At 71.5% G+C, this 24,947-nt stretch carries 28 protein-coding genes; 15 read left to right on the top strand and 13 right to left on the bottom strand.

Translation table 11 applies throughout. The features are described from left to right. Positions 1-310 precede the first annotated feature (310 nt). The 6 genes from G537_RS0104525 to G537_RS36455 all read left to right on the top strand — a co-directional run bounded on the left by G537_RS0104525 (position 311) and on the right by G537_RS36455 (position 6,329). Positions 311-922 (top strand): putative adhesin, encoded by a 612-nt coding sequence (locus tag G537_RS0104525; protein ID WP_026869079.1) that lies wholly within the window; start codon positions 311-313, stop codon positions 920-922. A gap of 336 nt (positions 923-1,258) precedes the next feature. After that, the gene (locus G537_RS36460; RefSeq protein ID WP_051247887.1) at positions 1,259-2,050 is read left to right on the top strand and encodes a response regulator transcription factor; all 792 of its coding nucleotides are present in this window, start codon (positions 1,259-1,261) and stop codon (positions 2,048-2,050) included. A 283-nt stretch (positions 2,051-2,333) separates the two neighbouring features. After that, entirely contained in the window at positions 2,334-3,065 is a 732-nt protein-coding gene (locus G537_RS0104515; protein ID WP_155888500.1) for a hypothetical protein, read from the top strand. Between the two features lie 309 nt (positions 3,066-3,374). Continuing rightward, positions 3,375-4,355 carry an ABC transporter permease gene (locus tag G537_RS0104510; protein ID WP_026869077.1) on the top strand — a complete coding sequence of 327 codons (981 nt, stop codon included), beginning with the start codon at positions 3,375-3,377 and terminating at the stop codon, positions 4,353-4,355. A 244-nt stretch (positions 4,356-4,599) separates the two neighbouring features. Beyond that, positions 4,600-5,430, top strand: coding sequence for an ABC transporter permease (locus G537_RS0104505; protein ID WP_026869076.1), 831 nt, complete (start codon positions 4,600-4,602; stop codon positions 5,428-5,430). Next, entirely contained in the window at positions 5,427-6,329 is a 903-nt protein-coding gene (locus G537_RS36455; RefSeq protein ID WP_051247885.1) for an ABC transporter ATP-binding protein, read from the top strand. Before G537_RS0104505 ends, G537_RS36455 begins: the two co-directional genes overlap by 4 nt. Positions 6,330-6,334: 5 nt before the next feature. Here the strand turns inward: G537_RS36455 and G537_RS0104495 are convergent, their stop codons facing one another. Then, positions 6,335-7,180, bottom strand: coding sequence for a helix-turn-helix domain-containing protein (locus G537_RS0104495; RefSeq protein WP_026869075.1), 846 nt, complete (start codon positions 7,178-7,180; stop codon positions 6,335-6,337). 42 nt (positions 7,181-7,222) lie between these two features. Further along, positions 7,223-7,807: a DUF6506 family protein gene (locus tag G537_RS0104490; protein WP_026869074.1), complete on the bottom strand. Its 585-nt coding sequence runs from the start codon at positions 7,805-7,807 to the stop codon at positions 7,223-7,225. A 118-nt stretch (positions 7,808-7,925) separates the two neighbouring features. On the opposite strand from G537_RS0104490, the gene G537_RS0104485 reads away from it, so the two are divergent. After that, entirely contained in the window at positions 7,926-8,825 is a 900-nt protein-coding gene (locus tag G537_RS0104485) for a LysR family transcriptional regulator (RefSeq protein WP_026869073.1), read from the top strand. 5 nt (positions 8,826-8,830) lie between these two features. Here the strand turns inward: G537_RS0104485 and G537_RS0104480 are convergent, their stop codons facing one another. After that, on the bottom strand, positions 8,831-9,376 hold the full coding sequence (locus tag G537_RS0104480) for a methylated-DNA--[protein]-cysteine S-methyltransferase (RefSeq protein ID WP_026869072.1): 546 nt from the start codon (positions 9,374-9,376) through the stop codon (positions 8,831-8,833). 154 nt (positions 9,377-9,530) lie between these two features. Between G537_RS0104480 and G537_RS0104475 the strand changes: the two genes are divergently transcribed. After that, entirely contained in the window at positions 9,531-9,878 is a 348-nt protein-coding gene (locus G537_RS0104475; protein ID WP_026869071.1) for a GFA family protein, read from the top strand. Between the two features lie 25 nt (positions 9,879-9,903). On the opposite strand, the gene G537_RS0104470 is transcribed toward G537_RS0104475, so the two are convergent. Both G537_RS0104470 and G537_RS0104465 read right to left on the bottom strand, forming a co-directional pair. Next, on the bottom strand, positions 9,904-10,875 hold the full coding sequence (locus tag G537_RS0104470; protein WP_155888499.1) for a DUF4436 family protein: 972 nt from the start codon (positions 10,873-10,875) through the stop codon (positions 9,904-9,906). A 30-nt stretch (positions 10,876-10,905) separates the two neighbouring features. After that, complete coding sequence (locus G537_RS0104465) at positions 10,906-11,811, bottom strand: LysR family transcriptional regulator (protein ID WP_026869069.1); 906 nt, start codon at positions 11,809-11,811, stop codon at positions 10,906-10,908. A gap of 106 nt (positions 11,812-11,917) precedes the next feature. Between G537_RS0104465 and G537_RS44630 the strand changes: the two genes are divergently transcribed. Together G537_RS44630 and G537_RS36450 are read left to right on the top strand one after the other, a co-directional pair. Then, positions 11,918-12,112, top strand: coding sequence for an NAD-dependent epimerase/dehydratase family protein (locus tag G537_RS44630; RefSeq protein WP_211230292.1), 195 nt, complete (start codon positions 11,918-11,920; stop codon positions 12,110-12,112). Then, on the top strand, positions 12,058-12,969 hold the full coding sequence (locus G537_RS36450; RefSeq protein ID WP_211230291.1) for an SDR family oxidoreductase: 912 nt from the start codon (positions 12,058-12,060) through the stop codon (positions 12,967-12,969). Before G537_RS44630 ends, G537_RS36450 begins: the two co-directional genes overlap by 55 nt. An 85-nt stretch (positions 12,970-13,054) precedes the next feature. On the opposite strand, the gene G537_RS0104455 is transcribed toward G537_RS36450, so the two are convergent. Together G537_RS0104455 and G537_RS0104450 are read right to left on the bottom strand one after the other, a co-directional pair. After that, the gene (locus G537_RS0104455) at positions 13,055-13,762 is read right to left on the bottom strand and encodes a 2-phosphosulfolactate phosphatase (protein WP_026869068.1); all 708 of its coding nucleotides are present in this window, start codon (positions 13,760-13,762) and stop codon (positions 13,055-13,057) included. A 39-nt stretch (positions 13,763-13,801) separates the two neighbouring features. Next, the gene (locus G537_RS0104450; RefSeq protein WP_026869067.1) at positions 13,802-14,422 is read right to left on the bottom strand and encodes a TetR/AcrR family transcriptional regulator C-terminal domain-containing protein; all 621 of its coding nucleotides are present in this window, start codon (positions 14,420-14,422) and stop codon (positions 13,802-13,804) included. Between the two features lie 229 nt (positions 14,423-14,651). On the opposite strand from G537_RS0104450, the gene G537_RS0104445 reads away from it, so the two are divergent. Then, positions 14,652-16,067 (top strand): DHA2 family efflux MFS transporter permease subunit, encoded by a 1,416-nt coding sequence (locus G537_RS0104445; protein ID WP_051247883.1) that lies wholly within the window; start codon positions 14,652-14,654, stop codon positions 16,065-16,067. Here the strand turns inward: G537_RS0104445 and G537_RS0104440 are convergent. Beyond that, a complete protein-coding gene (locus G537_RS0104440) occupies positions 16,064-16,792 on the bottom strand; it encodes a tRNA-uridine aminocarboxypropyltransferase (RefSeq protein ID WP_026869065.1) in 729 nt (242 codons plus the stop codon). The genes G537_RS0104445 and G537_RS0104440 overlap by 4 nt on opposite strands. 93 nt (positions 16,793-16,885) lie before the next feature. Between G537_RS0104440 and G537_RS0104435 the strand changes: the two genes are divergently transcribed. Then, positions 16,886-17,524: an alpha/beta hydrolase gene (locus G537_RS0104435; RefSeq protein ID WP_026869064.1), complete on the top strand. Its 639-nt coding sequence runs from the start codon at positions 16,886-16,888 to the stop codon at positions 17,522-17,524. Here the strand turns inward: G537_RS0104435 and corA are convergent. Beyond that, positions 17,502-18,473, bottom strand: a complete 972-nt coding sequence (gene corA / locus G537_RS0104430) for a magnesium/cobalt transporter CorA (RefSeq protein WP_026869063.1) — start codon at positions 18,471-18,473, stop codon at positions 17,502-17,504. The genes G537_RS0104435 and corA overlap by 23 nt on opposite strands. A gap of 234 nt (positions 18,474-18,707) precedes the next feature. Here corA and G537_RS0104425 point away from each other — a divergent pair, with 234 nt between their 5' ends. Beyond that, positions 18,708-19,181: a hypothetical protein gene (locus G537_RS0104425; RefSeq protein WP_245578918.1), complete on the top strand. Its 474-nt coding sequence runs from the start codon at positions 18,708-18,710 to the stop codon at positions 19,179-19,181. 20 nt (positions 19,182-19,201) lie between these two features. After that, positions 19,202-19,693: a hypothetical protein gene (locus G537_RS0104420; RefSeq protein WP_051247881.1), complete on the top strand. Its 492-nt coding sequence runs from the start codon at positions 19,202-19,204 to the stop codon at positions 19,691-19,693. Positions 19,694-19,706: 13 nt separating this feature from the next. On the opposite strand, the gene G537_RS0104415 is transcribed toward G537_RS0104420, so the two are convergent. Further along, positions 19,707-20,096: a RidA family protein gene (locus tag G537_RS0104415; RefSeq protein WP_026869060.1), complete on the bottom strand. Its 390-nt coding sequence runs from the start codon at positions 20,094-20,096 to the stop codon at positions 19,707-19,709. 199 nt (positions 20,097-20,295) lie between these two features. Between G537_RS0104415 and G537_RS0104410 the strand changes: the two genes are divergently transcribed. Further along, entirely contained in the window at positions 20,296-21,642 is a 1,347-nt protein-coding gene (locus G537_RS0104410; protein ID WP_155888498.1) for an alpha/beta hydrolase family protein, read from the top strand. 44 nt (positions 21,643-21,686) lie between these two features. On the opposite strand, the gene gcvPB is transcribed toward G537_RS0104410, so the two are convergent. From gcvPB to gcvH, 3 genes are read right to left on the bottom strand one after another with little or no spacing between them, the layout of a single operon-like run. After that, on the bottom strand, positions 21,687-23,213 hold the full coding sequence (gene gcvPB, locus G537_RS0104405; protein ID WP_051247877.1) for an aminomethyl-transferring glycine dehydrogenase subunit GcvPB: 1,527 nt from the start codon (positions 23,211-23,213) through the stop codon (positions 21,687-21,689). Then, positions 23,213-24,559: an aminomethyl-transferring glycine dehydrogenase subunit GcvPA gene (gcvPA, locus tag G537_RS0104400; protein WP_026869058.1), complete on the bottom strand. Its 1,347-nt coding sequence runs from the start codon at positions 24,557-24,559 to the stop codon at positions 23,213-23,215. Before gcvPA ends, gcvPB begins: the two co-directional genes overlap by 1 nt. After that, entirely contained in the window at positions 24,559-24,936 is a 378-nt protein-coding gene (gene gcvH, locus G537_RS0104395; protein ID WP_026869057.1) for a glycine cleavage system protein GcvH, read from the bottom strand. The genes gcvPA and gcvH overlap by 1 nt, the downstream gene beginning before the upstream one ends. Between the last annotated feature and the right edge of the window lie 11 nt (positions 24,937-24,947).

The following is a 24,947-nucleotide window of genomic DNA, read 5'->3' as shown; positions in this document are numbered from 1 at the left end:
ACGTGGTTGGCGGCCGAACTGCCCTAACGATCCCGATAGTCGGGTGCCGTCTCTAAGTCGAGGCGTGGGGTTTGCGCCGAAACCCAGCAGATCGGAAGAGGATCATCGGGCGGCGCCGTCAATTCCCTCTGTTTCACCCCTGTGAAATCTCGCCTCACCTCGTCCGTCCCTCCAGGAAAGTCTTCATTTCAGAGGCGCGATATCATATGGATCGGGACATCCATGACGATGCCGGCCCGCCGCGCACGCCCTGGCCCCGACCGGGAATGCGGGCGTCCCGTCAGGGCCGGCGAGACGGAAGGAGACGCGCGTGCCCCTGACCCAGAACATCGTCGGCGACCATCTGCGGGTGTGGACCCGGACCGCCGGCCGCCCCAGCACCCAGGCCTGCGCGATCTCGGCGCACGGCACCGATCTCAGCCCCGGCCGCACCCTGCGCGCCCCGGATGTCACGCTGGTCTACTACACTCCCCACGGCATCACGCTGCCCGACCCCAGCCTCGAACGCTTCACCGCGGGGGCGCTGCGCCAGGTTGAGACTCTCCGCACCGCCGACTCGCCGGACTACGCCCTGTCGAAATACACGAACTCGCAGACGGAGGGCGGCCGGCGCCACAACCAGGCGGGCGAGAGCTATGCCAGCGTCGCCGCGCTGCCCGAAACCATGGCCGGCAAGGCGCAGACGGCGCGGGACAACGCCGCCGCCTTCCGCAGCGCCGGGCAGGAAAGCTACGCCCTCGCCTACGATGCGGACGAGGCGCTTTACGCCAAGGGCTGCCAGTACGACGTGGTGACCATCCGCAACCGGGCTTGGCGCACCTCGTTCAACCCGCTGACGTTGTCCGAGGTCATCACCACGCTGTGGAACGCCGGCTATCGCTACAGCACGATCCACTGCGTGTTCTGCCGCGGCGGCGGCTGAGCGGCCATCCGGGACCGCCCCGCCCTGGGGCGGCCGGCGGGTTCGGGGGCGATGCCCGAAACGGCGCGCTCCCGACGGGCGGCCGGCGCTTGGCGTCCGGGCTAATGCTTTCGGAGAAGCTGTACCTCGAAAGGATAAAATTATCTCAATTGATTTTGCATAAAATATAATACAAATAGGACTGAACTTGGCCCGGTTCGGCTCGCGTTCCTGCCAGCCTCACCGGGCTTCCAAAGCAGGCAATAATTCACAGAAACGATAAGGCACCTTCGATCTCTGGCAAGGAAGCGGGAGGGGAAACATCCCTTCACCAAGCTAAGAGGCGGTTGGACCACCATGTCTTTCAACGGCAATGAAACGGATGCCTATTCCGACACCGGGGCGGCGGCAGAATCCGGGGCTGACAGCTTCACCGGCACCCGACCTGCAGGCAATGCCGCGCAGGGCCCGGTGACGGTCGCGATCATCGACAGGCGTGCCCTGGGCCGGGAAACCCTGACACACGCGTTTGCGTCGGCCGACGGCCGCTTCCGAAGCCTGGCGTTCGCCGATATCGACGAATGGGAACTCAGCCCGGATCGGGGCGACACGTCGCTGATCCTTCTGGAATGCAGCGGCGCCGGCAATCCGTCGATGGAGAAGCAGCTTCAGCGCCTGGTCGGCGCCCATCCCGATATCCCCGTGGTCGTGATCGGCGAAGACGAGGATTCACACCATGTCGCGGCGATCCTGGCGCAGGGGGCCCGCGGCTATGTCCCCACCAGCGTCAGCCTGAATGTCGCGGTCGGCGCGCTTTGTCTCGCGCTGGCGGGGGGCACCTTCGTTCCCGCCAGCGTTCTCCAGCACTCCGGCCGCGGGCGGCCGGAACCTCGGCCGTCCGTTCACAGCATGCTCGGCCTTTCGGAACGGCAGGCGGCGGTCGCCGATGCCGTCGCCCTCGGCAAGCCGAACAAGATCATCGCCTATGAGCTGGATCTCTGCGAGAGCACCGTGAAGGTGCACATCCGGTCCATCATGAAGAAGCTGCAGGCCCGGAACCGGACGGAGATCGCCTTCAAGCTGCATGCGGCCAGGAGTGCCTCCCATTCATCCCGAGGGGGGCGCCCGGTCGGAATCCGCGCTGCATGATATGGAAAGGCCGCCATTGCAGCGGCGGCCTTTCCAGCTCCAAGCGTTCCTTCCCGATCCGTCAGCACGGGCAGGAATATTTTATCCGCGAGACCGTGTGCCGGGTGACGGCCCGAACACATTCATTTCCTCGGTCGAAGCACGCGGACCATAGCATGTTATGGCAGCCGCCGAAGTACTCCTTTCGGCGTATGGGCGCGCCCGGCGTCGATCTCTGCTCCCGAGAGCCTGCGGTGGCACGCGTGAACGCAATGTCCAGTTGCGTTAACTCGCGATCATGTTCATGATATGTTCCATGAACATGGCGCAGACCGATGGCGAGGCGGGCGAGAGCCGGCGGCCCGATCCCGACCTGAACTGGACGGGATGGGCGCTGGAGAAGCTGCGCGAGGTGGTCGAGATCGACATCCGCAGCAAGCGGCTGACCGAGCGGCAGCAGCAGGCGACCCCGGCGGGGCCGCAGGAGCCGCCGGATTTCCCGCTGATGCAGTCGCGCCTGTCGCGCTCGATCCGGCTGTTGATCGCGATGGCCGAGCGGGTCCGGGGCGACTACCTGCACCGCCGGGCCGAGGGCGAGGAGTCGGGGGCGCTGGAGCGCCGCCGCCGGCGGCGGGAGCAGGCTGTTCAGGCGGTGGTCGAGGCGGTCGCGGCGGCCGAGGCTGCGGACCTCGCCGCGGCCGGCGAGGCCGTCGATCCCCAGGAGACCGAACGGCTGCGGGAGCAGGTGTGGGAGCGGCTGACCGAGGACGAGGTGCTGGACGTGCAACTCGACACCCTGTCGGCCGGGGAGTTCGTGCGGGAGGTCTGCCGCTGGCTCGGCCGCCGGCTGGACCCGAGCCGGCTGCCGCAGGGCTGGGACGATGTCCTCGGGGCCAACGACAACGCCGGCTCGGCCGGTGAGGGCACGGATGCCGCCGTCGTGGCTTCCGACGCCGGGAACGGCTGGTCCGAGCAGCCGGATGCGCCCGGCGATGGCCGTCCGTCGCCCAGTCTTCCCAAGCTGGACAGCAGCTGAGCGCCGCCTGTTGTTCAGCACCCTCTCACGACGGTTCGGACCTTGTTTTTGCCTCTCCCGCTTGCGGGAGAGGTCGGAGGCGCTTGCGCCTCCGGGTGAGGGAAGTGTGTCGAGGCCAGGGCCGGCCCTCACCCGGTCTCGCTCCGCGAGCCCGACCTCTCCCGCCAGGCGGGAGAGGTAACCCAGCGGCCGGACAGGGACTATCATCCCTTGCCTTCTCCAGGGGGGCCCGGCGCACCACCCACAACCCTGTGGCGTCCCGGACCCGCCGCGCTAAGCTGCCGCTCCCGCGGATCCCGGAGCCGCCCGATGAAGTCGCTCCTCGTCCGGCGCCTGGTCCAGGCGGTGCCGGTGCTGCTGATCGTCCTCTGCCTGGCCTTCCTGCTGCTGCGGCTGGCGCCGGGCGACGCGGTCGATGCGCTGGTGGTCGAGATGGGCGGCGGCGACCCCGGGCTGACCGCCCGGCTGCGCGCCGACTACGGGCTCGACCGGCCCTGGCCGGTGCAGCTCGGCCTCTATCTCTCCCATGTCGCGCGGCTCGACCTCGGCTGGTCGGTCGGCTTCTCGCGGCCGGTGCTCGACCTGGTGCTGGAGCGGGCGGGCAACACCGCGCTGTTGATGGCCGCATCCCTGTCGCTGGCGCTCTCCGTCGGCATCCTGCTCGGCGTCGCCGCCGCCCAGAGCCATCTCAAGGGCCGCGGCTGGGCCGACACGCTGATCACCGGCTTCGGCCTGCTGCTCTACGCTATGCCGGGCTTCTGGATCGGGCTGATGCTGATCGTCGTCTTCGCGGTCAAGCTGCGCTGGCTGCCGCTGGCCGGCCTCGCCACCGTGCCCAGCTTCGACACCGGCTGGGCCTATGCCGCCGACGTCGCCCGCCACCTGGTGCTGCCCACCGTGGCGCTGTCGCTGATGTATGTCGCCGTCTATCTGCGGCTGATGCGCGCCGGCATGCTCGAGGTGGCGGGCAGCGACTTCGTCCGCACCGCCCGGGCCAAGGGCCTGTCGCCGCGCCGCATCACCTGGCGCCACATCGTCCGCAACGCCCTCCTGCCCATGGTGACGGTGTTCGGCATCCATTTCGGCATGCTGCTCGGCGGCAGCGTGGTGATCGAGAGCGTCTTCGCCATCCCCGGCCTCGGCCGCCTGGCCTATGAGGCGGTGACGAAGCGCGACCTCAACCTGCTGCTCGGCATCATCCTGGCCAGCGCGGTGATGGTGATCCTGGTCAACCTGCTGGTCGACCTGCTCTACGCCCGCCTCGACCCGCGGCTGAGGGGGACGAGGTGACCTTCGAACTCTCCCGCCGCCAGCCACGCAAGCCCTCCGAGTCCCCCCTCCCCCCGCGGGAGGGGGGTAGGGGGAGGGGGTTCTCTCGGCCGGATCAGGCGGTCGGCGGCGGGCGGCCAACCCCGGGCCTTTCGCGCGCGGACGCGCGCAGACCCCTCCCCCTGCCCTCCTCCCGCAAGGGGAGGGGGGATAAGGTTGGGCTGGCCTCTGTCCTTCGCGGCCGCCCCCGCCCGGAGCGCCCGTGATGCCCGTGCTGCGCCGCTTCCTGGCCGACCGCAACGGCCGGCTCGGCCTCGTCGGCCTCCTGCTCGTGCTCGGCATGGCGCTCTCCGCCGGCTGGCTGTTCCCGGGCGACCCGCTGGCCGTCACCGGCCCGGCGCAGCTGCCGCCCTTCCAGGACCCGGCGCATTGGCTCGGCACCGACCGGCTGGGCCGCGACGTGCTGGCCCAGCTGTTCCACGGCGCCCGGGTGTCGCTTCTGGTCGGCGCCGCGGCCGCCGCCGTGGCGGTCGGCATCGGCCTTCTCATCGGCACCGCGGCCGGCGCCCTCGGCGGCTGGGCCGACGAGGCGCTGATGCGGCTGACCGAGGCGTTCCAGACCGTGCCCAGCTTCGTCCTGGCCCTGGCGCTGATCCTGGTGCTGGGCCCGTCGCTCGGCCATGTCGTCCTCGCCATCGGCCTCGGCGCCTGGCCCAGCCCGGCCCGGGTGGTGCGGGCCGAGGTCATGGCCCTCTCGCGTCGCGACTTCGCCGAGGCCTACCGCGCCCTGGGCATGGGCTGGCTGGAGATCGCCTTCGCCCGCCTCCTGCCCAACGCGCTGGCGCCCGTCCTGGTGCTGGCGACGGTGATCACCGCCAGCGCCATCCTGATCGAATCGGCGCTCTCCTTCCTCGGCCTCGGCGACCCGAACCGGGTCAGCTGGGGCAGCATGATCGCCGACGGCCGCGCCGTGCTGCGCAGCGCCTGGTATCTCTCCGCCATTCCCGGCCTCGCCATCGTCCTTGCGGTGCTGTCGGTCAGCCTGCTCGGCGAGGCGCTGACCGCGGCGCTCGACCCGCGGCGGACGCGGCGATGACCGCCGGCCTGCTCTCGATCCGCGGCCTGACCGTCGACTATGTCAGCCAGGACGGGGGCGAGGGCGCGGCGGCGCGGGCTGTCGACGGCATCGATCTCGACCTGATGGCGGGGGAGACGCTGGCCCTGGTCGGCGAATCCGGCTCGGGCAAGTCGACCGTGGCGCTGGCGCCGCTCGGCCTCCTGCCGCCCAACACCCGCACCGCCGGCTCGATCCGGCTGGCGGGGACGGAGCTGCTGGGCCTGGCGGAGGAGGCGCTGCGCCCCATCCGCGGCCGCCGCATCGGCATGGTGTTCCAGGAGCCGGCGACCTGCCTGAACCCGGTGCTGACGGTGGGCGAGCAGGTGCGCGAGGTGCTGGAAGCGCACGGGCTCGGCCGCGGCCGGGCGGCGCGGGCGCGGGTGGCGGAGCTCTTGGCCGAGGCCGGCATCCCCGACCCCGCCGCCCGGGCCGGGGCCTATCCGCACGAGCTGTCGGGCGGCCTGCGGCAGCGGGCGATGATCGCCATGGCCCTGGCCGCCGACCCCGAGCTGCTGATCGCCGACGAGCCGACCACCGCGCTCGACGTCACCATCCAGGCCCAGATCCTCGACCTGTTCCGCGCCCTGCGCGACCGCCGCGGCATGGCTGTGCTGCTGGTCACCCACGATCTCGGCGTGGTGGCCGAGCTGGCGGACCGGGTGGCGGTGATGCAGGACGGCCGCGTGGTCGAGACCGGCCCGACGCGGCAGGTGCTGGACGCGCCGCAGCACGGCTACACCCGCCGGCTCCTCGCCGCGACCCTGTCGCTCGATGACCCCCCAGGCTGGACCGGCTCAACGGAGTCCCCCCTCCCCCCGCGGGAGGGGGGCAGGGAGAGGGGGGGCCCTCCGCCCGAGCCGACGGAGGACAGGTCGTGAGCGGGTCAGGCCGGCAGCGCCAGCCGCTCCAGCAGGATCGCGCGGTCGCCCCTGGCCGCGCGGCGGAAGCGCTGCGGCGAGACGCCGGCGGCGCGGTGGAAGCTGCGCACGAAGTTCGACAGGTCGCCGAAGCCGACCTCATAGGCGATCTCGGTCACCGGCCGCGCCTCCTCCGCCAGCAGGCGGGCGGCGCGGCGCAGCCGGGCCCGCAGCAGGTACTGGTGCGGGGTGACGCCCAGGCTCGCGGCGAAGACGCGCAGGAAGTGGAACGGGCTCAGCCCCACCGTCCGGGCGGCGCCGTCCAGATCGACCGGCTGGTCGGCGTTGGCGTCGATCCACAGCGCCGCCTCGACCGCGCGGCGGCGGTCGCGCGCCGCCGGCTCGGCCCGGCGCCGCTGCCGCCCGGCGACGAGGTCGACGAAGCGCGCGGCGAAGGCGATGCCCACCTCGTCCAGCCCCAGCTCGCTGCGCCCCTCGGCCGCGGCCTGGGCCAGCTCGCCCAGCACCATCAGCCCGGGCAGCGGCGGCAGCGCCCCGGCGCGCCAAGCAGCGCGGTCGTCGCCGATGGCCCCGACCAGCGCCGGCGCCAGCTCGAAGGACAGGCATTCGTCGCCGCCATGGTGGTGCTCATGGGTGCAGGTGAACTCGTCGCCCGGATGGCCGACCAGCACCGACCCCGCCACCAGCTCGTCGACCCGGCCCAGCTGCCGGCAGCCGAAGCTGCCGCGCCGGACATAGGACACGGAATAGCCCGTGTGCAGCTCGGTGAAGGGCCGGTCGCCCGGCCCGGCGCTGCACCGGTAGGCGTAGACCGTGACCGACGGGCTCTGCAGGATCGTCTCGGCGGGCATGCCCCGACTCTGCGCCCGGCGGCGCGGCCGGGCAATCCCCGCTCAGCCCGCCAGGACCTCGGTGCCGTAGCCGACCGACCCGACCGGGCAGCGTCCGTCCACCGCCTCGATCACGCGCGACGCCGCGGCGGAGTCGAAATCGCCGAACAGCTCGATCAGCGTCACGCCCTCGGCGACGAGGTCCGTCGCGATCCGGACCGCGGCGTCGGCGTCCGGCACGGCGACGATCGTGGTGTGGTGGCCGTCGCGCTCCCGCACCGTTCGGTCGACGGCCGGGTCGGCGCCGGGCTCCAGCGAGATCAGCGCCTCGCGGCCCGGCCGGCCGGCCTCGAACCCCGCCTTGTAGGCCGCGACGCCGGTCAGGGACTCGAAGGCGTAGCCGACCAATCCGGCCACGGCCCGGCCGGCGACCGCCTCGGCCACCCGGGCCCGCCACGGCAGCGCGAAGCCGCCGCACAGGGCGATGCGGTCGACGCCGTCGCGCGCCAGCGCCGCCGCGATCCGCGGCGCGTCCTTCGGGTCCGACAGGCCGATGATGGTCATGCGGCCGCCCGCCCGCTCGCGCGTGATCCGGTCGGTCTCGGGGTCGGCGTCGATGCCGAGATAGAGGAAGGCCTGATGGCGCATCGTCCTGCTCCTGTCCGGCGGCGAGCGCCGCCCATGGGGTCTATGCCCAAGACATGGCAAGCCGGACTGATCGACGGAACTGGTGAATTTTTCACGAAAATGATCGAAGATATCGATCATGCTCGACGCGCTGACCCTGGACCAGATGCGGGCCTTCGTCGCCGTGGCCGATGCCGGCAGCTTCCGGGCTGCGGCCGTCCGCCTGGCCCGGGTGCAGTCCGCGATCAGCCACGCTGTGGCCAATCTGGAGGCGCAGCTGGGCGTCGCCCTGTTCGACCGCAGCGGCCGCCGCCCGGTCCTGACGGCGGAGGGGCGGGCGCTGCTGGCCGACATGCGCGCCATCCTGCTGAAGACCGACCTGCTGCGCTCCCGCGCCAAGGGGATGGGCGAGGGGGTGGAACTCGGCCTGTCGATCGCGGTCGACCCGCTGTTCCCGGAGGACCGGCTCGCCGCGGCGCTGGCGGCGATGCATGCGGCCTTCCCTTCGGTCGGCGTGCGGCTGTGGCCGGCGCCGCTGGGCGCGGCCGAGGCCGCGCTGCGCGACCGGCGCTGCACCCTGGCTCTGACCACGGCCGAGATCGCGGATCCGCGGATCGAGGCCGAGGTCGTGCTGACCCTGCCCTTCGTCGCCGTCGCGGCGCCGGCCCATCCGCTGGCCGCCCCGGGCGGCGACCGGCCGCTGTCGGCCGCGGCGCTGGCGGACCACCTGCAGATCGTGGTCGAAGACCCGTCGGCCCTGACCGGGGGCCGCGACTTCGGGGTGCTGTCGCCGGGCACCTGGCGGGTCGGCGACCTGCAGGCGAAGCGCGCCCTGATTCGGGCCGGGCTCGGCTGGGGCCGGCTGCCGGGCTGGCTGGTCGAGCGCGACCTGGCGGAGGGGCGGCTGGTGCGGATCCCGGCAGGCGCGCTGGGCCGCGGAGGCGAAGAGATGATCGCCGCCGCCCTGGCGCATCGGGTCGAGGACCCGCCCGGCCCGGCCGCGCGGCGGCTGCGCGACGCACTGCTGCAGGCCGGCTGACCGGATCAGAGGTCGAACAGCGAGGCCTGGGCGGCGGCCGCGGCGCCTTCGATCCGCAGCATCCGCATCTTGGTGTCGACCCCGCCGGGGGCGGAGAAGCCGCCGGGCTTGCCGCCGGCCGCCAGCACGCGGTGGCAGGGCACGACGATCGGGAACGGGTTGTGCCCCATCGCCTGGCCGACGTCGCGGGCCAGCAGCGGGTCGCCCAGCCGCTTGGCGATCTCGCCATAGGTCATGGTCGACCCCGGCGGGATGCCGCGGGCGATGGCATAGACCCGGCGCTCGAACTCCGGCACGCGGTCGAGGTCCAGCGGCACGGCGGACAGTTCGGCCGGCTCGCCGCGCAGCAGCGCGGTGATGCGGTCGATGACCTGCCGGATCTCGGGCGTCGGTTCGCCCTCTTCGGCGCCGGGGCAGCGCCGCAGCAGCCGGGTGCGCGTCGTCGCGGCGCTGGACCCGGGCAGCTGGACGCCGGTGATGCCGCGCAGGCCCCAGGCGATGCCGCAGGTCCCGAGCGCGGTCTCGAACAGGGTGTAGAGATGCTCGCTCATGGGTCGGATCCTACCACCCGCCGTCCGGCCCGGCCGCCCGATCCTTGCGGTCAAATCGCGGAAATCGGACCCGGATGCCGCAGCGTCGGAAGGGATTGCCGCGCTGCGCGGCCGATCCAGTTCACTTCGGACCATAACCCAGGGGGAGGGAACCATGCTCTACAAGGGAAGCTGCCATTGCGGCCGGGTCGCCTTCGAGGTGGAGGGCGAGCTGACCGGCGCCGTGTCCTGCAACTGCTCGATCTGCTCGCGCAAGGGCGCGCTGCTCTGGGCCGTGCCGCATGGCAGCCTGCGGCTACGCGCGGCGCCGCAGGACCTCGCCGCCTACGAGTTCAACCGCCACGCCATCCGGCACCGCTTCTGCCGGAGCTGCGGCATCCACCCCTTCGCCGAGGATGTCGAGGAGGGGGCGGAGCGATCGGCCTACATCAACATCCGCTGCCTCGACGACATCGACCTCGCGTCAGTGCCGGTGCACGAGTTCGACGGCCGCTCGATGTGACGAGCCTGCCGGGGGCGTGGCCGCTTCAGGGGCGGGGGCCGCGGCGCGCCCAGGCCGCGATGAACAGGCACAGCGCGATGACGGCGCCGAGCTCGGCCCAGAAGAAGATGACGATGTCGGCGCGGACCCCGAGCGGCGGCTCGCCCGGCAGCGCGCTGCGCAGCGCGGGCAGCGCGAAGATCACGGCGCCGAGCGCGCCGGCGAGCGTGACCTCGATCCGCCGGACGCCGACGAACACGAGGCTGCCGATGACCAGGGCGCAGAGCGCCATCACGACAATGGCGCCGTAGATCGCGATGCCGAAGAACGCAACGGCCCCCGTGCGGCGGACCGCGAATTGAAGCTGCAGCTCATCGGCGTTCTGGGCCGCCACCGGCTGCGCCTTCACGGTGTAGCCGAGGAGGCCTTCCCAGACCGTGACCCGGATCGGCAGCGGCGTCTCGATGTCGTCCCGGCCTCGTTCGCTCGCCGCCAGCGTCATGGCCGAGACATACCGGTCCAGCGGATAGTCGCGCACGCTTCCGTCCTCGAGATCGAATTCGAAGGTGACCTCGGGGAGGGGCTGGCCGGCCCCGATCTGCACGTGCTCGATCTGCTTGCCGCGCCTGATCTTGATCAGGAAATCGTGATCCGCGGTCGCCGCCGCCGCACCGGCCAGAGCGGGATCAGGCGTCACGCTGATCCGCATCTGCAGGGAATCGTTGACCGGATCGACCTGAATCGGCTGCACATAGAGCCTGACCCGCGCATCGCCGGCCGGGACGCCGAACTCGGTTTCGGCCGGCGCGCTCGACACGTCGAACCGGGCCAGCATGAGGACATAGGCAATCGCGCATCCGGCCAGCAACACGGCCAGCACCACCGCCCGGCGTAGCGGCGAAGCGGGCCGTGCCTGCGGAGCTTCACCTCCGGCTGCATCGGTTGCCGATTTGTCGGAGACGTCCATGGCCTCGCACCGGGGTTTACGGATCATTTCAAGCCGGCGCCCGGGCGGCAAGGTCTGATCGGCGCGGTTACGTCCGATGGCTTAGTCCCGGTCCAGCCCCGGAATCCGCGGCAGCTCGGCCACCAGGTGGTCGACGAAGGCGCGGACCCGGCGCGGCACGAAGCGGCCGGAAGGATAGACCGCGTGCATCTCCAGCGGGGCATAGGCGTAACCGCGCATCACCCGCACCAGCTCGCCGCGGTCCAGCAGCGCCTGCACCAGCGGCAGCTGGGCTCCGCCGACGCCGATCCCGGCGCGGATCGCCTCGATCAGCACGAAGGCGTTGTTGGCCAGGAAGCGCGACCGCACCCGCACCTCCAGCGCTCCCTGCGGCCCGATCAGCGGCACCGCCTCGCCGGCCGCCACCCAGCTGAAGCGGACATGGGGATGGCGCGCCAGCTCCTCCGGCGTCTCCGGGCTGCCATGGGCGGCGACGTAGTCCGGCGCGGCCACCAGGATCCGGCGCAGCGTCGCCAGGCGCCGCGCCACCAGGCCGGGGGCGATGAGGGCGCCGAGGCGGATGGCCACGTCGACGCCCTCGCCGATCAGGTCGGCGTAGCGGTCGTCGGCGATCAGCTCGACCGTCAGGCCGGGATGGCGCTGCTGGAAACCGATCAGGATCGGCGCCAGATGCGCCTGGCCCAGCCCGGCAGGCGCATGCACCCGCAGGCTGCCGGTCAGCGCGTCGGGCGTCTCGGTGAGGCTGTCCTCGGCCTCCGCCACCGCCTCCAGGATGCGCCGGGTCTGGGCGTGGTAGCGCTCGCCCGCCTCGGTCAGGGCCAGGCGGCGGGTGCTGCGGTTCAGCAGGCGGACGCCGAGGCGCTGCTCCAGCGCCGCCACCTGCTGGCTGACCGCCGGCTGGGTCAGGCCCAGGTCCCGCGCCGCCGCCGACAGGCTGCCCAGCTCCGCCACCCGGACGAAGGTGGCCATGGCGGTGAACCGGTCCATGCGATCATCTCAAAGCTTCGTTTATGGATGATAGTAGAGGAGTCCAGCTACTCAAAGTGTCTGGAATGGATGATCTCTGGGCCGAGACATCGGCACGGAGAGAGCGATGGACCGGAAGGTGGCGCTGGTGGTCGGCGCACAGGGCGTGATCGGCCGCAACCTGGTGCAGCATTTGGCAACGTTGGAGGACTGGAACGTTATCGGCCTGTCGCGGCGGGGCGGCGAGCCGGAGGCCGGGTCCGGCACGTGGCGGTCGACCTGCTCGACCCCGCCGATGCGCGGGACAAGCTCGGGACCTTGAGCGAGGTCACCCACATCTTCTACGCCGCCTTCCAGGACCGGCCGAGCTGGGCCGAGCTGGTGGCGCCGAACCTCGCCATGCTGGTGAACGCGGTGGAGGCGGCCGACGCGGCGGCTCCGGGGCTGCGCCATGTCAGCCTGATGCAGGGCTACAAGGTCTATGGCGGCCATCTCGGCCCGTTCAAGACCCCGGCGCGGGAGGACGATCCCGGCCCGATGCCGCCGGAGTTCATGATCGACCAGCTGGCCTGGCTGCAGGCCCGGGCCGCGGAGCGGGGCTGGGGCTGGTCGGCGATCCGCCCGGCGGTGGTCGGCGGCGCGGCGCTCGGCAACCCGATGAACCTCGCTGTCGCCATCGCCGTCTATGCCTCGATGGCGAAGGAGCTCGGCCTGCCCCTGCGTTTCCCGGGCAAGCCGGGCGCCTACGGCAAGCTGCTGCAGATGACCGATTCCGGCCTGCTGGCCCGGGCCACGGTCTGGGCCGCGACCGACCCGCGCGCCGCCGGACAGGCCTTCAACATCGCCAATGGCGACCTGTTCCGCTGGACCGAACTGTGGCCGCGCCTGGCCCGCTTCTTCGATCTCGAGGTGGCGCCGCCGCTGCCGATGCCGCTCGAGACGGTGATGGCGGACAAGGAGCCGCTGTGGCGCTCGATGATCGAAAAGCACGGCCTGGCGCCGACCCCGTATCGCGACGTCTCGTCCTGGCGCTTCGCCGACTTCGTCTTCGGCTTCGACTACGACATGTTCGGCGACACGACGAAATCGCGCCTCTTCGGCTTCCACGACACGGTCGACACCGAATCGATGTTCCTCGCCATCTTCCGCGACCTGCGCCGCCGCCGGATCATTCCGTGACAAGGCGCTTGCCGCCGCCTCGACGCCTCCCGGCTCGATGGTCAGGCGGGGTCGTGCGGCCGCCGTCCTTGAAGCTCTGCTCCTGTCAGCTGGCCTGGTACGCGCCACCGATCAGGAGAGGGGCGCACGAGCTCGCTTCCTGCTCGAGAGCAATGTCCACATCCTCGGAGAAGCCTGCATCCTCCAGCTCTCGACCGGAGACCGAAGTCCGGATCAGGCGCGGCAGATCGTCGGCGGCCGATCGGTACGCGTCCCGCGCCACTCGGGCCTCGGGCGAACAGGGCAGCGCCAGCGCATCGATGATGGCGCCGGCGCCGATCAGATCTTCGATCGCCGGCCGAAGGCTCCCGTCCGGCCATCGCTCGCCGGCGGGGATCACGCCGACGGCACCACCGCCGGCGAGGCTGCGCGCCGCCCGGGCGACGGCGGATGCGTTCCTCAGGCAACCCGCCAGGACCGGTGTGCCGCCGCCGGCCAGGGACAGCCGCGAGCCGTTGGGGGACGGCAGCATCAGCCTGGTCCCCCGGGGAATGGTCCGGAGGCTCGCCGGCGAGAGGCTGAACTGGCCGGCGGCCGCTCGCCTCGGCTGCGCCAGGATTGCGCCGGCCTGCTCGGCCGCCTGCTCCGCCGCGGCCCTGTCGCCGAGGGGGAACGGATGAATCGTCGCTCCCCTCGACACCGCCACGTCCACGGCGGTGGAAAACGACAGCACGTCGACGATGACCAGCACCGCAGCCTCGCTCCGCAGGGCTCCGATGCCGGCCAATCCCCATTCCGCAAGAACCTGCGGCATCTCTCGATCCTTCCCACCCACCACCCGGATCACCGGGTGCTACCGTGCCAGCTTCGCGGCGATGCCGTCGAGCAGCAGGCCGAGGCCGTGGTCGAACTCCGCATCCGGGTCGGCGTCGCGCACCGCCGCCATGCCTTCGGCGAGCAGCGGATAGCCGGCCAGCTCCGTGGCGGTCATCCGCTCGTCCTCGCGTTCGCCGGCGTCGGCGGCATCGGCCTGCTCCTCCAGCACCCAGCCCACCACATAGCGGCCGATCGCGATCTGGGCGCGCAGCGCCTCGGCCGGGCTGAGGCCCAGCGCGCACAGGGCGGCGGTCTCGGATTCGACCGCGGCGTACTCCGCCGGCTCCGGCCGGGTGCCGGCGTGCAGCCGGGCGCCGTCGCGCCGCGACAGCAGCGCCCGGCGGAACCGGCGCGCATCCTCCGCCACCCACTCCCGCCAGTCGGCGCCGGGCTCGACCGTCCGGCGCATCCCGGCCTCTTCCATCATCGCCGCGGCCATGGCGTCCAAGAGGGCGCGCTTGTTCTTGAAGTGCCAGTAGAGGGCCGGGGACTGCACGCCCAGCCGTTCGGCCAGGCGGCGGGTGCTCAAGCCGTCGATGCCGACCTCGTCCAGCAGGTCCAGCGCCGTCCGGATCACCGCGTCCCGCTGCAGCTTCATCGTCTGTTCCCCGGCCAGCCCGCTCTCCCCGCGTCACTGCGAGGAGCGGAGCGACGAAGCAATCCAGGGGCCGGAGCGAGCGGCCCTGGATTGCTTCGCTGCGCTCGCAATGACGGTGGGGGCATCTCGATTCCTATTCTCGTCGCGTCGGCACGTCGGCCGGTCCTTGACAGGCTAGCCGCGATCAGTTCCTTATCAGTGATAAATTTATCACCGATAAGGACTCGCCATGGCCTCCATCGCCCCGGCCACGGCCGCACCGCTGGAACGGATCCCGGCCGCGCTGTGGCGCCAGGCGGCGATCCTGGTGGTCGGCGGCTTCCTGTCGCGCCTCACCACCTCGATCGTGAACATCGGCCTGGTGCCGATGGGCGAGGGCTTCGGCGTGCCGCTCGACACCATGCAATGGGTGGCGACCGGCTATCTGCTGGCCCTGGCCGCCTCGATCCCGGTCAGCGCCTGGGCGGCGCGGCGGGTCGGTCCGACCCGGCTGTGGCTCGCCAGCCTCACCCTGTTCACCCTGGCCTCGACCGCCTGCGCCCTGGCAGCCACGGCCGGGCAGCTGATCGCGGCGCGGGTGCTGCTCGGCCTCTGCGGCGGCCTCCTGGTGCCGGTCGGGCAGATGCTGCTCGGCATGGCCGCGGGACCGGGACGGATGGGCCGGCTGATGGCCACGATGGGCGTCGTCGTGGTCCTGGCCCCGGCGATCGGGTCGACCGTCGGCAGCGCGCTGCTGGCCTGGCGCGGCTGGCCCTGGCTGTTCTGGATCAACGTGCCGCTCGGCCTCGCCGCCCTCCTGGCCGGCTGGCGCTGGCTGCCGCGGGTCGATGCGGGCGCCGCCGGCCGGCTGGACATCCCGGGCCTGGTGCTGCTGTCCCTGGGGCTGCCGCTGATGACCTGGGGCGTCTCCGCCATCGCCCAGTCCGGCGGCTTCGGCCCGGCCGCGGGCGGGGCGCTGCTGCTGGGCGTCGCGCTCGTCGCCGGCTTCGCCCTGCGGGCGCGGCGCGCCGAGGCGCCGCTGATCCGCATCCGCCTGCTGGGCCAGCGGGTGTTCGGCCCGGCCGGAGCAATCCTGTTCTGCGCCGGCTTCACCGTGTACGGGGCGCAGATCGTGCTGCCGCTCTACTACCTCCTGGTGCGGCACGAGACGGTGTTCATGACCGGGCTCCTGATCCTGCCGCAGGATCTCGGCATCGCTCTGGCCATGCCGTTGAGCGGCAGGCTGGCCGACCGGTTCGGCGGCGGCCGGCTGGTGGTGGCGGGCATCGCCCTGACCATGCTCGGCACCGTGCCGCTGGCCTTCCTCGCGGCGGACACCGGCTATGTCTGGCTGTCGCTCGTGCTGGCGGTCCGCGGCTTCGGCATGGTGCTGGCGGCGATGCCGGCGATGACCGTGGCCCTGGCCTCGCTGCCGCGCGAGCGGGTGCCGGACGGGGTGCCGCTGCTCAACATCCTCGACCGCACCGGCGCCTCGATCGGAACGGCGCTGGCGGTGGCGCTGTTCGGCCTGTTCCTGCCGGCCGGCCCGGCCGATGCCGTCGGCGCGCTGACCGCCTTCGGCGCCACCCATGCGGTGCTGGCGCTGGTCGCGGCGGCGCCGCTGCTGCCGGCGCTCGCCCTGCTGCGGGCGGAGCGGCGGGCCTAGCCGGACCGGGGCCGGCCGCGGCGCTGCTGCGGTCGGCGACGATCCGGCCGGGGCCGCGCCGGCTGGGTGGCGCGGTAGCGGTCGAGCATCCGGGCGAAGCTGGCGAGAAGGGCGGTCTCGATCTCCGGCCGCCCCTCCAGCCGGCTCAAGAGGAAGGCCGCGGATTCCAGCGTCGACAGCGCCTCACGCCGGGGCTCGCGCCGCAGCTTGCCGTAGAGAGACGGGCGCTGCGGCTTCAGCGCGATGCGCCGTCCCTTGAGCATCCAGGGGTTGCGCCACCACAGCGTCTTGGCCTGGCTCCAGGTGCCGTCCAGCACCACCACGCCCTCGATCTCGGCCAGCGCCGCCTCCTGCTCGGGCAGGGGGACGCCCTTCCGGTCCAGCACCACCAGCTCGCGCCCCGGCGGGAAGTCCTGCGGCCGCATCGAGCCGAGATACAGCACCGCCCAGCGCTTCGGGTCGGCCGGCCGGCCCAGCGCCGCGGCCAGGCTGGGCCAGGACAGACCAATCTTGAAGACGGCGTCGGTCAGGTGCAGGGCGGTCAGCCGGGCCGTGCCCAGCTCCTTCGCCTGCTCCTGCGGATGCTGCAGGATCAGGAGGCCGATCCGGTTCTCGATCGGCTCCACCGCGTCGCAGACGCACAGTGCCGCCGGCTTCAGACAGCGCGGGCACTCGGCGTCCGATGCCGCGGGCTCGATGTCGTCCGTGTCGAAGGGATCGGTCATGGGCGTGTTGAACCGCAGTCCCGGCTCGGTGGCAAGCCGGGATCGGTCGCGCGCCGGCCTCCGGCATGGCACACTGCCGGCAGGGGAGGAGCGATGACGACCGGTGCGACGCCGTTCCAGCACCTGTTCCGCCGCGGCGCCGCGGAGACGCCGCCGCTCCTGCTGCTGCACGGCAGCGGCCTGGACGAGCGGGTGATGACCGGCTTCGCCGCTGCGGTCGCCCCCGACGCGACCTGGATCGCGCCGCGCGGCCAGGTGTCGGTCGGCGAGGGCTGGGCCTTCTTCCGCCGCCACCCGGACCGCACGCTCGACACCGAGGATCTGGCGCTGCGGGCGGACCAGCTCTGCGGCTTCATCGCGGAGCTGGTGATGCGCCACGGGCTGGGGCGGCCGCCGGTCCTGGCCGGCTTCTCCAACGGCGCGATCATGGCGGCGGCGCTGCTGACGCTGCGGCCGGGCCTCGCCGCCGGAGCCATCCTGATGCGACCGAAGCCGCCCTGGCCGGAGCGCGCGTTCCCGCGCCTCGACGGGCTGCCGGTGCTGATCCTGGCGGGCGAGCGCGACAAGCGCCGCGACCGGGAGGATGCGCCGGTCCTGGCGCGGCAGCTGTCCGAGGCCGGCGCCGCCGTCACCGCCTGCCTCTTGCCGGCCGGGCACGGCGAGACCGAGGCGGACCGGATCTTCGCGGCGGACTGGCTGGCGCGGCTGGCTACAGCCAGCCCCAGCGCTTGAACCGCCAGTACAGGAAGCTGCAGAGGCCGACGATTGCACCGAGCACTACGAAATAGCCGTAGGGCAGGCGCAGCTCCGGCATGTTGTCGAAGTTCATGCCGTAGATGCCGGCGATGGCGGTCGGCACCGCCAGGATCGCGGCCCAGGCGGCGAATTTCCGCTGCACCTGGTTCTGGCGTGAGGATTCCAGCAGCAGGCCGGCCTCGAAGGTATGGGTGACGATCTCGCGCAGTGCATCGACATGGTCGCTCACCCGCTTCACATGGTCGGCGACATCGCGGAAATAGGGATGCATCGCCTCGTCGATGCAACCGACTTCGGTGTGCTCGAGCTGCTTGCACACCTCCGCCGTTGGGGTGACGGTGCGGCGGATCACCATCAGCTCGCGGCGCAGCGCGTGGATGCGCTCGATGTCGGCGGCGGTCAGCGGCACCTTCAGCACGTGCTGCTCCAGCGCCGTCACCTCGGTCTCGATCGCCTCCACCACCGGCGTGTAGTTGTCGACCACGAAATCGAGGATGGAATACAGCACGAAATCCTCGCCGTGCTTCAGCAGCGAGGGGGTGGCCTCCGCCCGCTCCCGCACCTTCGCGTAGGAGGAGGAGGGGCCGTGCCGCACCGAGATGACGTAGCCGGGGCCGACGAAGATGTGCGTCTCGCCGAACTCGGTCTCTTCCTTCACCCGATGCGCGGTGCGCAGCACCACGAACAGGGCGTCGCCATAGGTCTCCAGCTTCGGCCGCTGATGTGCCTTCAGCGCGTCCTCGATCGCCAGGGGGTGCAGTCCGAACTGCTGCGCCAGGTCCCGCAGTTCCACTTCCTCCGGCTCGCGGATGCCGATCCAGACGAAATGGCCGGGCTTCTCCGCCCAGCGCCGGCCCTCCGACAGGGCGATCTCGGCGACACGCTGTCCATTCGCATAGGCGGCGGCCGCAACCAGATGACCCAAGCTTCCCTCCGTCCATCGACGCGGCCGCACGATAGCACGGTGCCGGACCACCGCCAGCCAAGCCGCGATGCGCGATGCTACCGAAGTTGAATGTAATTGAGGTTCTGCCTTCATCGACATTTGTAACAAGTTGATGTTACGGTGATTCGCAATTCGGGCCGCCCCCCGAAGACCGCGGCCCAAGACGGTGCGATGCCCACCAGAACGTGCAGATTCTCTATTGCTGCTCTCCTTATGGTTTCGGCCTCGACGCTCGCCGGCTGCAGCTCCCTGCTGCATGAGGGAACAGCGGATCTTGCCGGCGTCGGCGGCGCGGCCGCGGCCACGGCGGTCACCGACAACGCGCTGGTGGCGACCGGCATCGGTCTCGGCGTCCGCTCCGCCGCCAGCGCCGGGCTGCAGTACGGCGAGCGCAAGGTGCATCAGGCCGAGCAGGACCGGATCGCCGCCGTCGCCGGCCCGCTGGCCATCGGCCAAGTGGCGCGCTGGGACATCGCGCACGACGTGCCGATCGAGGCCGACGCCCAGGGCGAGGTCACGGTCAGCCGGCTGATCGGCGCGCCGCCGCTCGCCTGCAAGGAGATCGTGTTCTCGGTCGAGGGCGAGAAGGACCGCGCCTTCTACGTCGCCGTCATTTGCCAGAACGGCGAGACCTGGAAATGGGCCTCGGCCGAGCCGGCCACGGAGCGGTGGGGTTCGCTGCAGTGAGGGGGCGGCGGCGCCGTCTCTTGCGGCTCCTGCGCCTGCTGCCCGTGCTGATGCCGCTCGCCGGCTGCAGCATGGTCGCGGATGTCAGCGGCATCGCCACCGGCGGCACGGTCGGAGCCATCACGGCCAATCCGGTGGTCGGCTACAGCGTCGGCATGGGCACTCGGGCCGCGGTCGCGGCGGGGGTGAAATCCGTGATGCGGGATCTGCACAAGGACGAGCAGGACGTGATCGCCGGCGTCGCCGGCCGGATGCAGCCGGGCGAGACCCAGCTGTGGCGGGTCGAGCACGACCTGCCCTTCGGCTATGCCGACGAGAACGGCGCGGTGCAGGTCACCCGGCTGATCGAGACGCCGCTCGCCACCTGCAAGGAGATCCTGGTCACGGTCGAGGAGGGCGAGGGCGCCAAGGCAACCCGCGGGATCTACATCGGCACCATCTGCCGCCAGGGCGAGACCTGGAAGTGGTCCTCGGCCGAGCCGGCGGTGGAGCGCTGGGGATATCTGCAGTAGCGCCGGACGCCGGTCACTCCCGCGGCATCGCCGCGACCATCTCGATCTCGACCCGGGCGCCGAGCGGCAGGGCGGCGACGCCGATGGTCGAGCGGGCCGGGTAGGGTGGCCGGAAATGGCGCTCATAGACCGCGTTCATGGCCGCGAAGTCGTCCATGTCGGTCAGGAACACGTTGACCTTCACCACCGCGTCGAAGGTCAGGTCCGCCGCCTTGAGCACATGGCTCAGATTGGCCAGGCACCGCTCGGTCTGGGCGGTGATGTCGCCCTCGACCAGGCGGCCAGTTGCGGGGTCGATCGGGGTCTGGCCGGAGAGGAAGAGGAGATCGCTGCGCCCCACCACGCCATGCGAATAGGGGCCGATGGCCTGCGCCTGAGAACTCGTCACGGCCTTGCGTGCCATCGTACCCCCATCTCGCCCCCTCAGGCGTGTGTTGCACCAGCTGGTGCGAGGCGATGATGCCGCGACGGTATGGCGGTTGGAAGACCGTTTTACGCTGGCGGTAAGATTTCACGGCGACGCCGGCCAGAAGCCTTTTCCGGATCCTCCGGCTGCGGTCCCGCTTGCCGGCCGTTGGCCTCATCCATAAGACTTTCTCCTTGTGTCCTCGCCGTCGGCTGAAGCCGGCGGGCGGGGCATCGATGCGGAAATCGGGGGCAACAATCGACGGGGCGTCGACAGCCGGGGAGGAACCCCGCGCGGCGATCTCGATCGGAGCGGGGAGAGTCACATCATGCACGGATTGCCGGCCGTTCCGGCCGGGATGTTGCGCGCCCTGGCGTCGCGGCCCAAGTCATCGGGCAGGGTCGCTTGGCGCCGCGCGCTGATCGCCGCGGCTGGGTTGCTGCTGGCTGCCTGCCAGACCAGCAGCCCGCAGATGGTCGCGATCGGCGGCAGCAACCAGCAACTGCCGGGCCTAGTGCGGCAGCCATTGCCGCTCGAGGTGACGATGCCGGACGGGGATAGGGAGACGCTCGAGGCCTTCGTCACGCGGCCCAGCGCGCCCGGCCGCTATCCGGTCGCGCTGATCACGCACGGCACGTCGGAGGGGGCCTACAATCGCGGTCTCACGGCCAACCGCTATTCCGGCACAGCCATCGACTTCGCGCGCCGCGGCTATGCCGCCGTCATGGTGCTGCGGCGGGGCTACGGCAATTCGACCGGGCGGGACCTGATCACCGGCACATCCTGCGACAATCCCCAGCACCAGCGTGCGGGAGAGATCGCCCGCACGGACCTGCTGGCGGCGCTGGACGCGGTGCGCCGCCAGCCCTGGGCATCGCCGGACAAGGCGGTTCTGCTCGGCTCCTCGACCGGCGGCTGGGCCGTGCTCGCGGCGGCCGCGACGAACCCGCCGGGCGTGCAGGCCGTGCTCGACTTCGCCGGCGGTCGCGGCGCCTCGTGGGTGAATGTCTGTGGCAAGGAGAGTCTGCTGGAGGCCGCGAGCGGCTTCGGGCAGACGGCGCGGACGCCGGTGCTGTGGATCTATGCCGAGAACGACAAGGAGTTTTCGCCGGCGCTGGCCCGGGAGATGTTCTCCCGATATCAGGCCGCCGGAGGCGCCGGGGAGTTGTTCGTGACCCCCGCCTCAGGCGACAACGGCCACTTCATCATGGCGTCGGCACCGCCGACCCTGTGGTGGCCGCGCGTCAGCGAGTTCCTTGCCGCCCGCGGGCTTCCCTCGACCGAGCTGGTCAAGGCCGAGACCGTGAAGCTGCCGGCGCCGCCCTCCCTGTCCGAGGACGGCCAGAAGAGCTTCACCCGCTATCTCGCCAGCTCGAGCTACGAGAAGGCCTTTGCCACCGACGGCAGCAAGTCCTGGGCCTGGAACTCGGGCTACCGCACGCAGCAGGAAGCGGCCGCCGCCGTCCTGTCCTATTGCCGCCAGCGCGCGCCGGGCTGCTTTCTCTATGCCGTCGGCGACCGGATCGTCGTGCCGGAGCCCTGACCGGAGCCAGTGGCGCCCCTCCGCGAGGACGGGCGCCACTGGCACTACTCCGCCGCCTGGGCCAGCGGGGCGTCGGGCGTCCAGCGCAGCACCGGCTTGCGGGCCGCGGCGGTCTCGTCCAGACGCCGGCGCGGAGCGTGGTAGGGCGCGCCCTTGAACCACTCCGCCTGTCCTGCCTTGGCCTTCTCGACCAGCGACCGCATGGTGCCGATGAACTGGTCCAGCGTCGCCTTGCTCTCGGTCTCGGTCGGCTCGATCAGCATGGCGCCGTGCACGACCAGCGGGAAGTACATGGTCATCGGGTGGAAGCCCTCGTCGATCATCGCCTTGGCGATGTCGAGCGTGGTCACGCCCGTGTCCTTCAGCGCCCGGTCGTCGAACAGCGCCTCGTGCATGCAGTAGCCGTTGTCGAAGGCCGGGGTCAGCACATCCTTGAGACGGGCCTGCACGTAGTTGGCGTTCAGCACCGCGTCGCTCGCCACCTGCCACAGCCCGTCGGCGCCGTGGCTCATCATGTAGGCGAGCGCGCGAACGAACATGCCCATCTGACCGTGGAACGCCTTCAGCCGGCCGAAGCTGTGCTCCGGCGCGCCGTCGCGGCCTTTGTGCTCGGCCACGCGGAAGCCGTTGGCATCATGCACCACGGCCGAGATCGGGGCGTAGGGCGCGAGCGCGGCCGACAGCACCACCGGGCCGGAGCCCGGGCCGCCGCCGCCATGCGGGGTGGAGAAGGTCTTGTGCAGGTTGATGTGCATGGCGTCGACGCCGAGGTCGCCCGGGCGCACCCGGCCGACGATGGCGTTGAAGTTGGCGCCGTCGCAGTAGAAGAAGGCGCCGGCCTCGTGCACCACCCGCGCGATCTCGACGATGTCGCGCTCGAACAGGCCGCAGGTGTTCGGGTTGGTCAGCATGATCGCCGCCACGTCCGGCCCCAGCTTGGCCTTCAGCGCGGCGAGGTCGACATGCCCGTCCGCCGTCGCCGGGATGGCGTCGACGGCGTAGCCGATCGCCGCCGCCGTCGCCGGATTGGTGCCATGCGCCGATTCCGGCACCAGCACGCGGGTGCGGTGGCCCTCGCCGCGGGCCTCCTGGGCGGCGCGGATCGCCATCATGCCGCACAGCTCGCCATGCGCGCCCGCGGCCGGGGACAGGGCCACGGCCGGCATGTTGGTCAGGGTCTTCAGCCAATGCGCCAGCGTGTCGATCAGCTCCAGCGCGCCCTGCACGGTCGAAACCGGCTGCAGCGGGTGGATGTCGGCGAAGCCCGGCAGCCGCGCCATCCGCTCGTTCAGCCGCGGATTGTGCTTCATGGTGCAGGAGCCGAGCGGGTAGAGGGCGGTGTCGATCGCCATGTTCATCCGCGACAGGCGGGTGTAGTGGCGCATCACCGTCGGCTCGGCCAGGCCGGGCAGGCCGACCCGGGCGCGCGGCTTGACCGACCCCAGCCGCAGCGTGTCGGTCGCGGGCTCCGGCAGGTCGACGCCGGACTGGCCGGGCGTGTCCTGCTCGAAGATCAGCTTCTCCTCGATGTCGAGGCCGCGGTTGCCGGTGAAGGTGTCAACCTGGGTCATCACAGCACCTCCGACAGGCCGGCGCAGAGCGCGTCGATATCGGCCTCGGTGTTGGTCTCGGTCGCCGCCACCAGCAGCAGGTCGGCGAAGGCCGGGCGGTTGGCGTAGATCCGGCTGACCGGCACGCCGCCCAGGATCCCGCGCTTGGCCAGCACGTCGATCACCGGCTCCGCCGGCTTCGGCAGCTTCACCGTGATCTCGTTGAAGAAGCTCTGGTTCAGCACCGCGACGCCGGGCACCTTGGCCAGCTTCTCCGCCAGGGTCACGGCCTTGGCGTGGTTGATCCGCGCCAGCCTGGTGAATCCGGCCTCGCCCAGGAGGGACAGGTGGATGGTGAAGGCCAGGGCGCAGAGGCCGCTGTTGGTGCAGATGTTGCTGGTCGCCTTCTCGCGCCGGATGTGCTGCTCCCGGGTCGACAGCGTCAGCACATAGCCGCGCTTGCCCTCGGCGTCGACGGTCTGGCCGCACAGCCGGCCCGGCATCTGGCGGAGGAACTTCTCGCGCGTCGCGAACAGGCCGACATAGGGGCCGCCGAAGTTCAGCGCATTGCCCAGCGACTGGCCCTCGCAGACCACGATGTCGGCGCCCATCTCGCCCGGCGGGGTGAGGAGGCCGAGCGACACCACCTCGGTCACCGCCACGACCAGAAGGGCGCCCTTGGCGTGGCAGGCCTCGGCCAGGGCCGACAGGTCGTGCACATGGCCGAACACCGACGGGTTCTGGACCACGACGCAGGAGGTCGTGTCGTCGATCCGGCCGGCCAGGTCCTCGACCCCATCCGGGTTGGGCACCGCCTCGTCCAGGGTGAAGCCCGTGAAGTCGGCATGGGTGCGGCAGACGTCGCGGTACTGCGGGTGCAACCCGCCGGAGATCACCGCACGGCTGCGCCGGGTGACCCGGTTCGCCATCATGATCGCCTCGGCGCAGGCGGTGGAGCCGTCATACATCGAGGCGTTGGCGACCTCCATCCCGGTCAGCAGGGCGACCTGGGTCTGGAACTCGAACAGGTACTGCAGCGTGCCCTGGGTGACCTCGGGCTGGTACGGCGTGTAGCTGGTCAGGAACTCGCCGCGCTGGATCAGGTAGTCGACGGTGGCGGGGACGTGGTGGCGATAGGCGCCGGCGCCGCAGAAGAACGGCACCGAGCCGGCCGGCACGTTCTTCGCCGCCATGGCGCCCAGGGCGCGCTCGACCTCCAGCTCGCCCTGGTGCGGCGGCAGCTCCTTCAAGGGGCCCGGCAGCCGCGCGCTCTGCGGCACGTCGCGGAACAGATCGTCGACCGAGCCGGCGCCGATCGCAGCGACCATCTCGCGGCGGTCGGCCTCGGTCAGGGGCAGGTAACGCATCAGTGCAGGCCCTCGACATAGGCGTCATAGGCGGCCTGGTCGAGCAGCGCGTCGACCGCGGCGGCGTCGGCCAGCTTGATCTTCATGAACCAGCCCTCGCCGGTTGGGTCGCTGTTGACCAGGGCCGGGCTGTCGACCAGCGCCTGGTTGACCGCGACCACCTCGCCGGCCACCGGGGCGTAGACCTCGCTCGCCGCCTTGACCGACTCGACCACCGCGGCCTCGCCGCCGGCGGTCAGCTGCTTGCCGATCTCGGGCAGCTCGACGAAGACGACGTCGCCCAGCTGCTCCTGCGCATAGGCGGTGATGCCGACCGTGGCCGTGTCGCCTTCGACGCGGATCCACTCATGGTCCTTGGTGTAGCGAAGCGTGCTCATGCTGCTGGCGT

Source organism: Inquilinus limosus DSM 16000 (genome assembly GCF_000423185.1).
Taxonomy (GTDB): domain Bacteria; phylum Pseudomonadota; class Alphaproteobacteria; order DSM-16000; family Inquilinaceae; genus Inquilinus; species Inquilinus limosus.
Note: the sequence above shows the minus strand (reverse complement) of the source record. Positions and strands in the feature narration are given on the sequence as shown.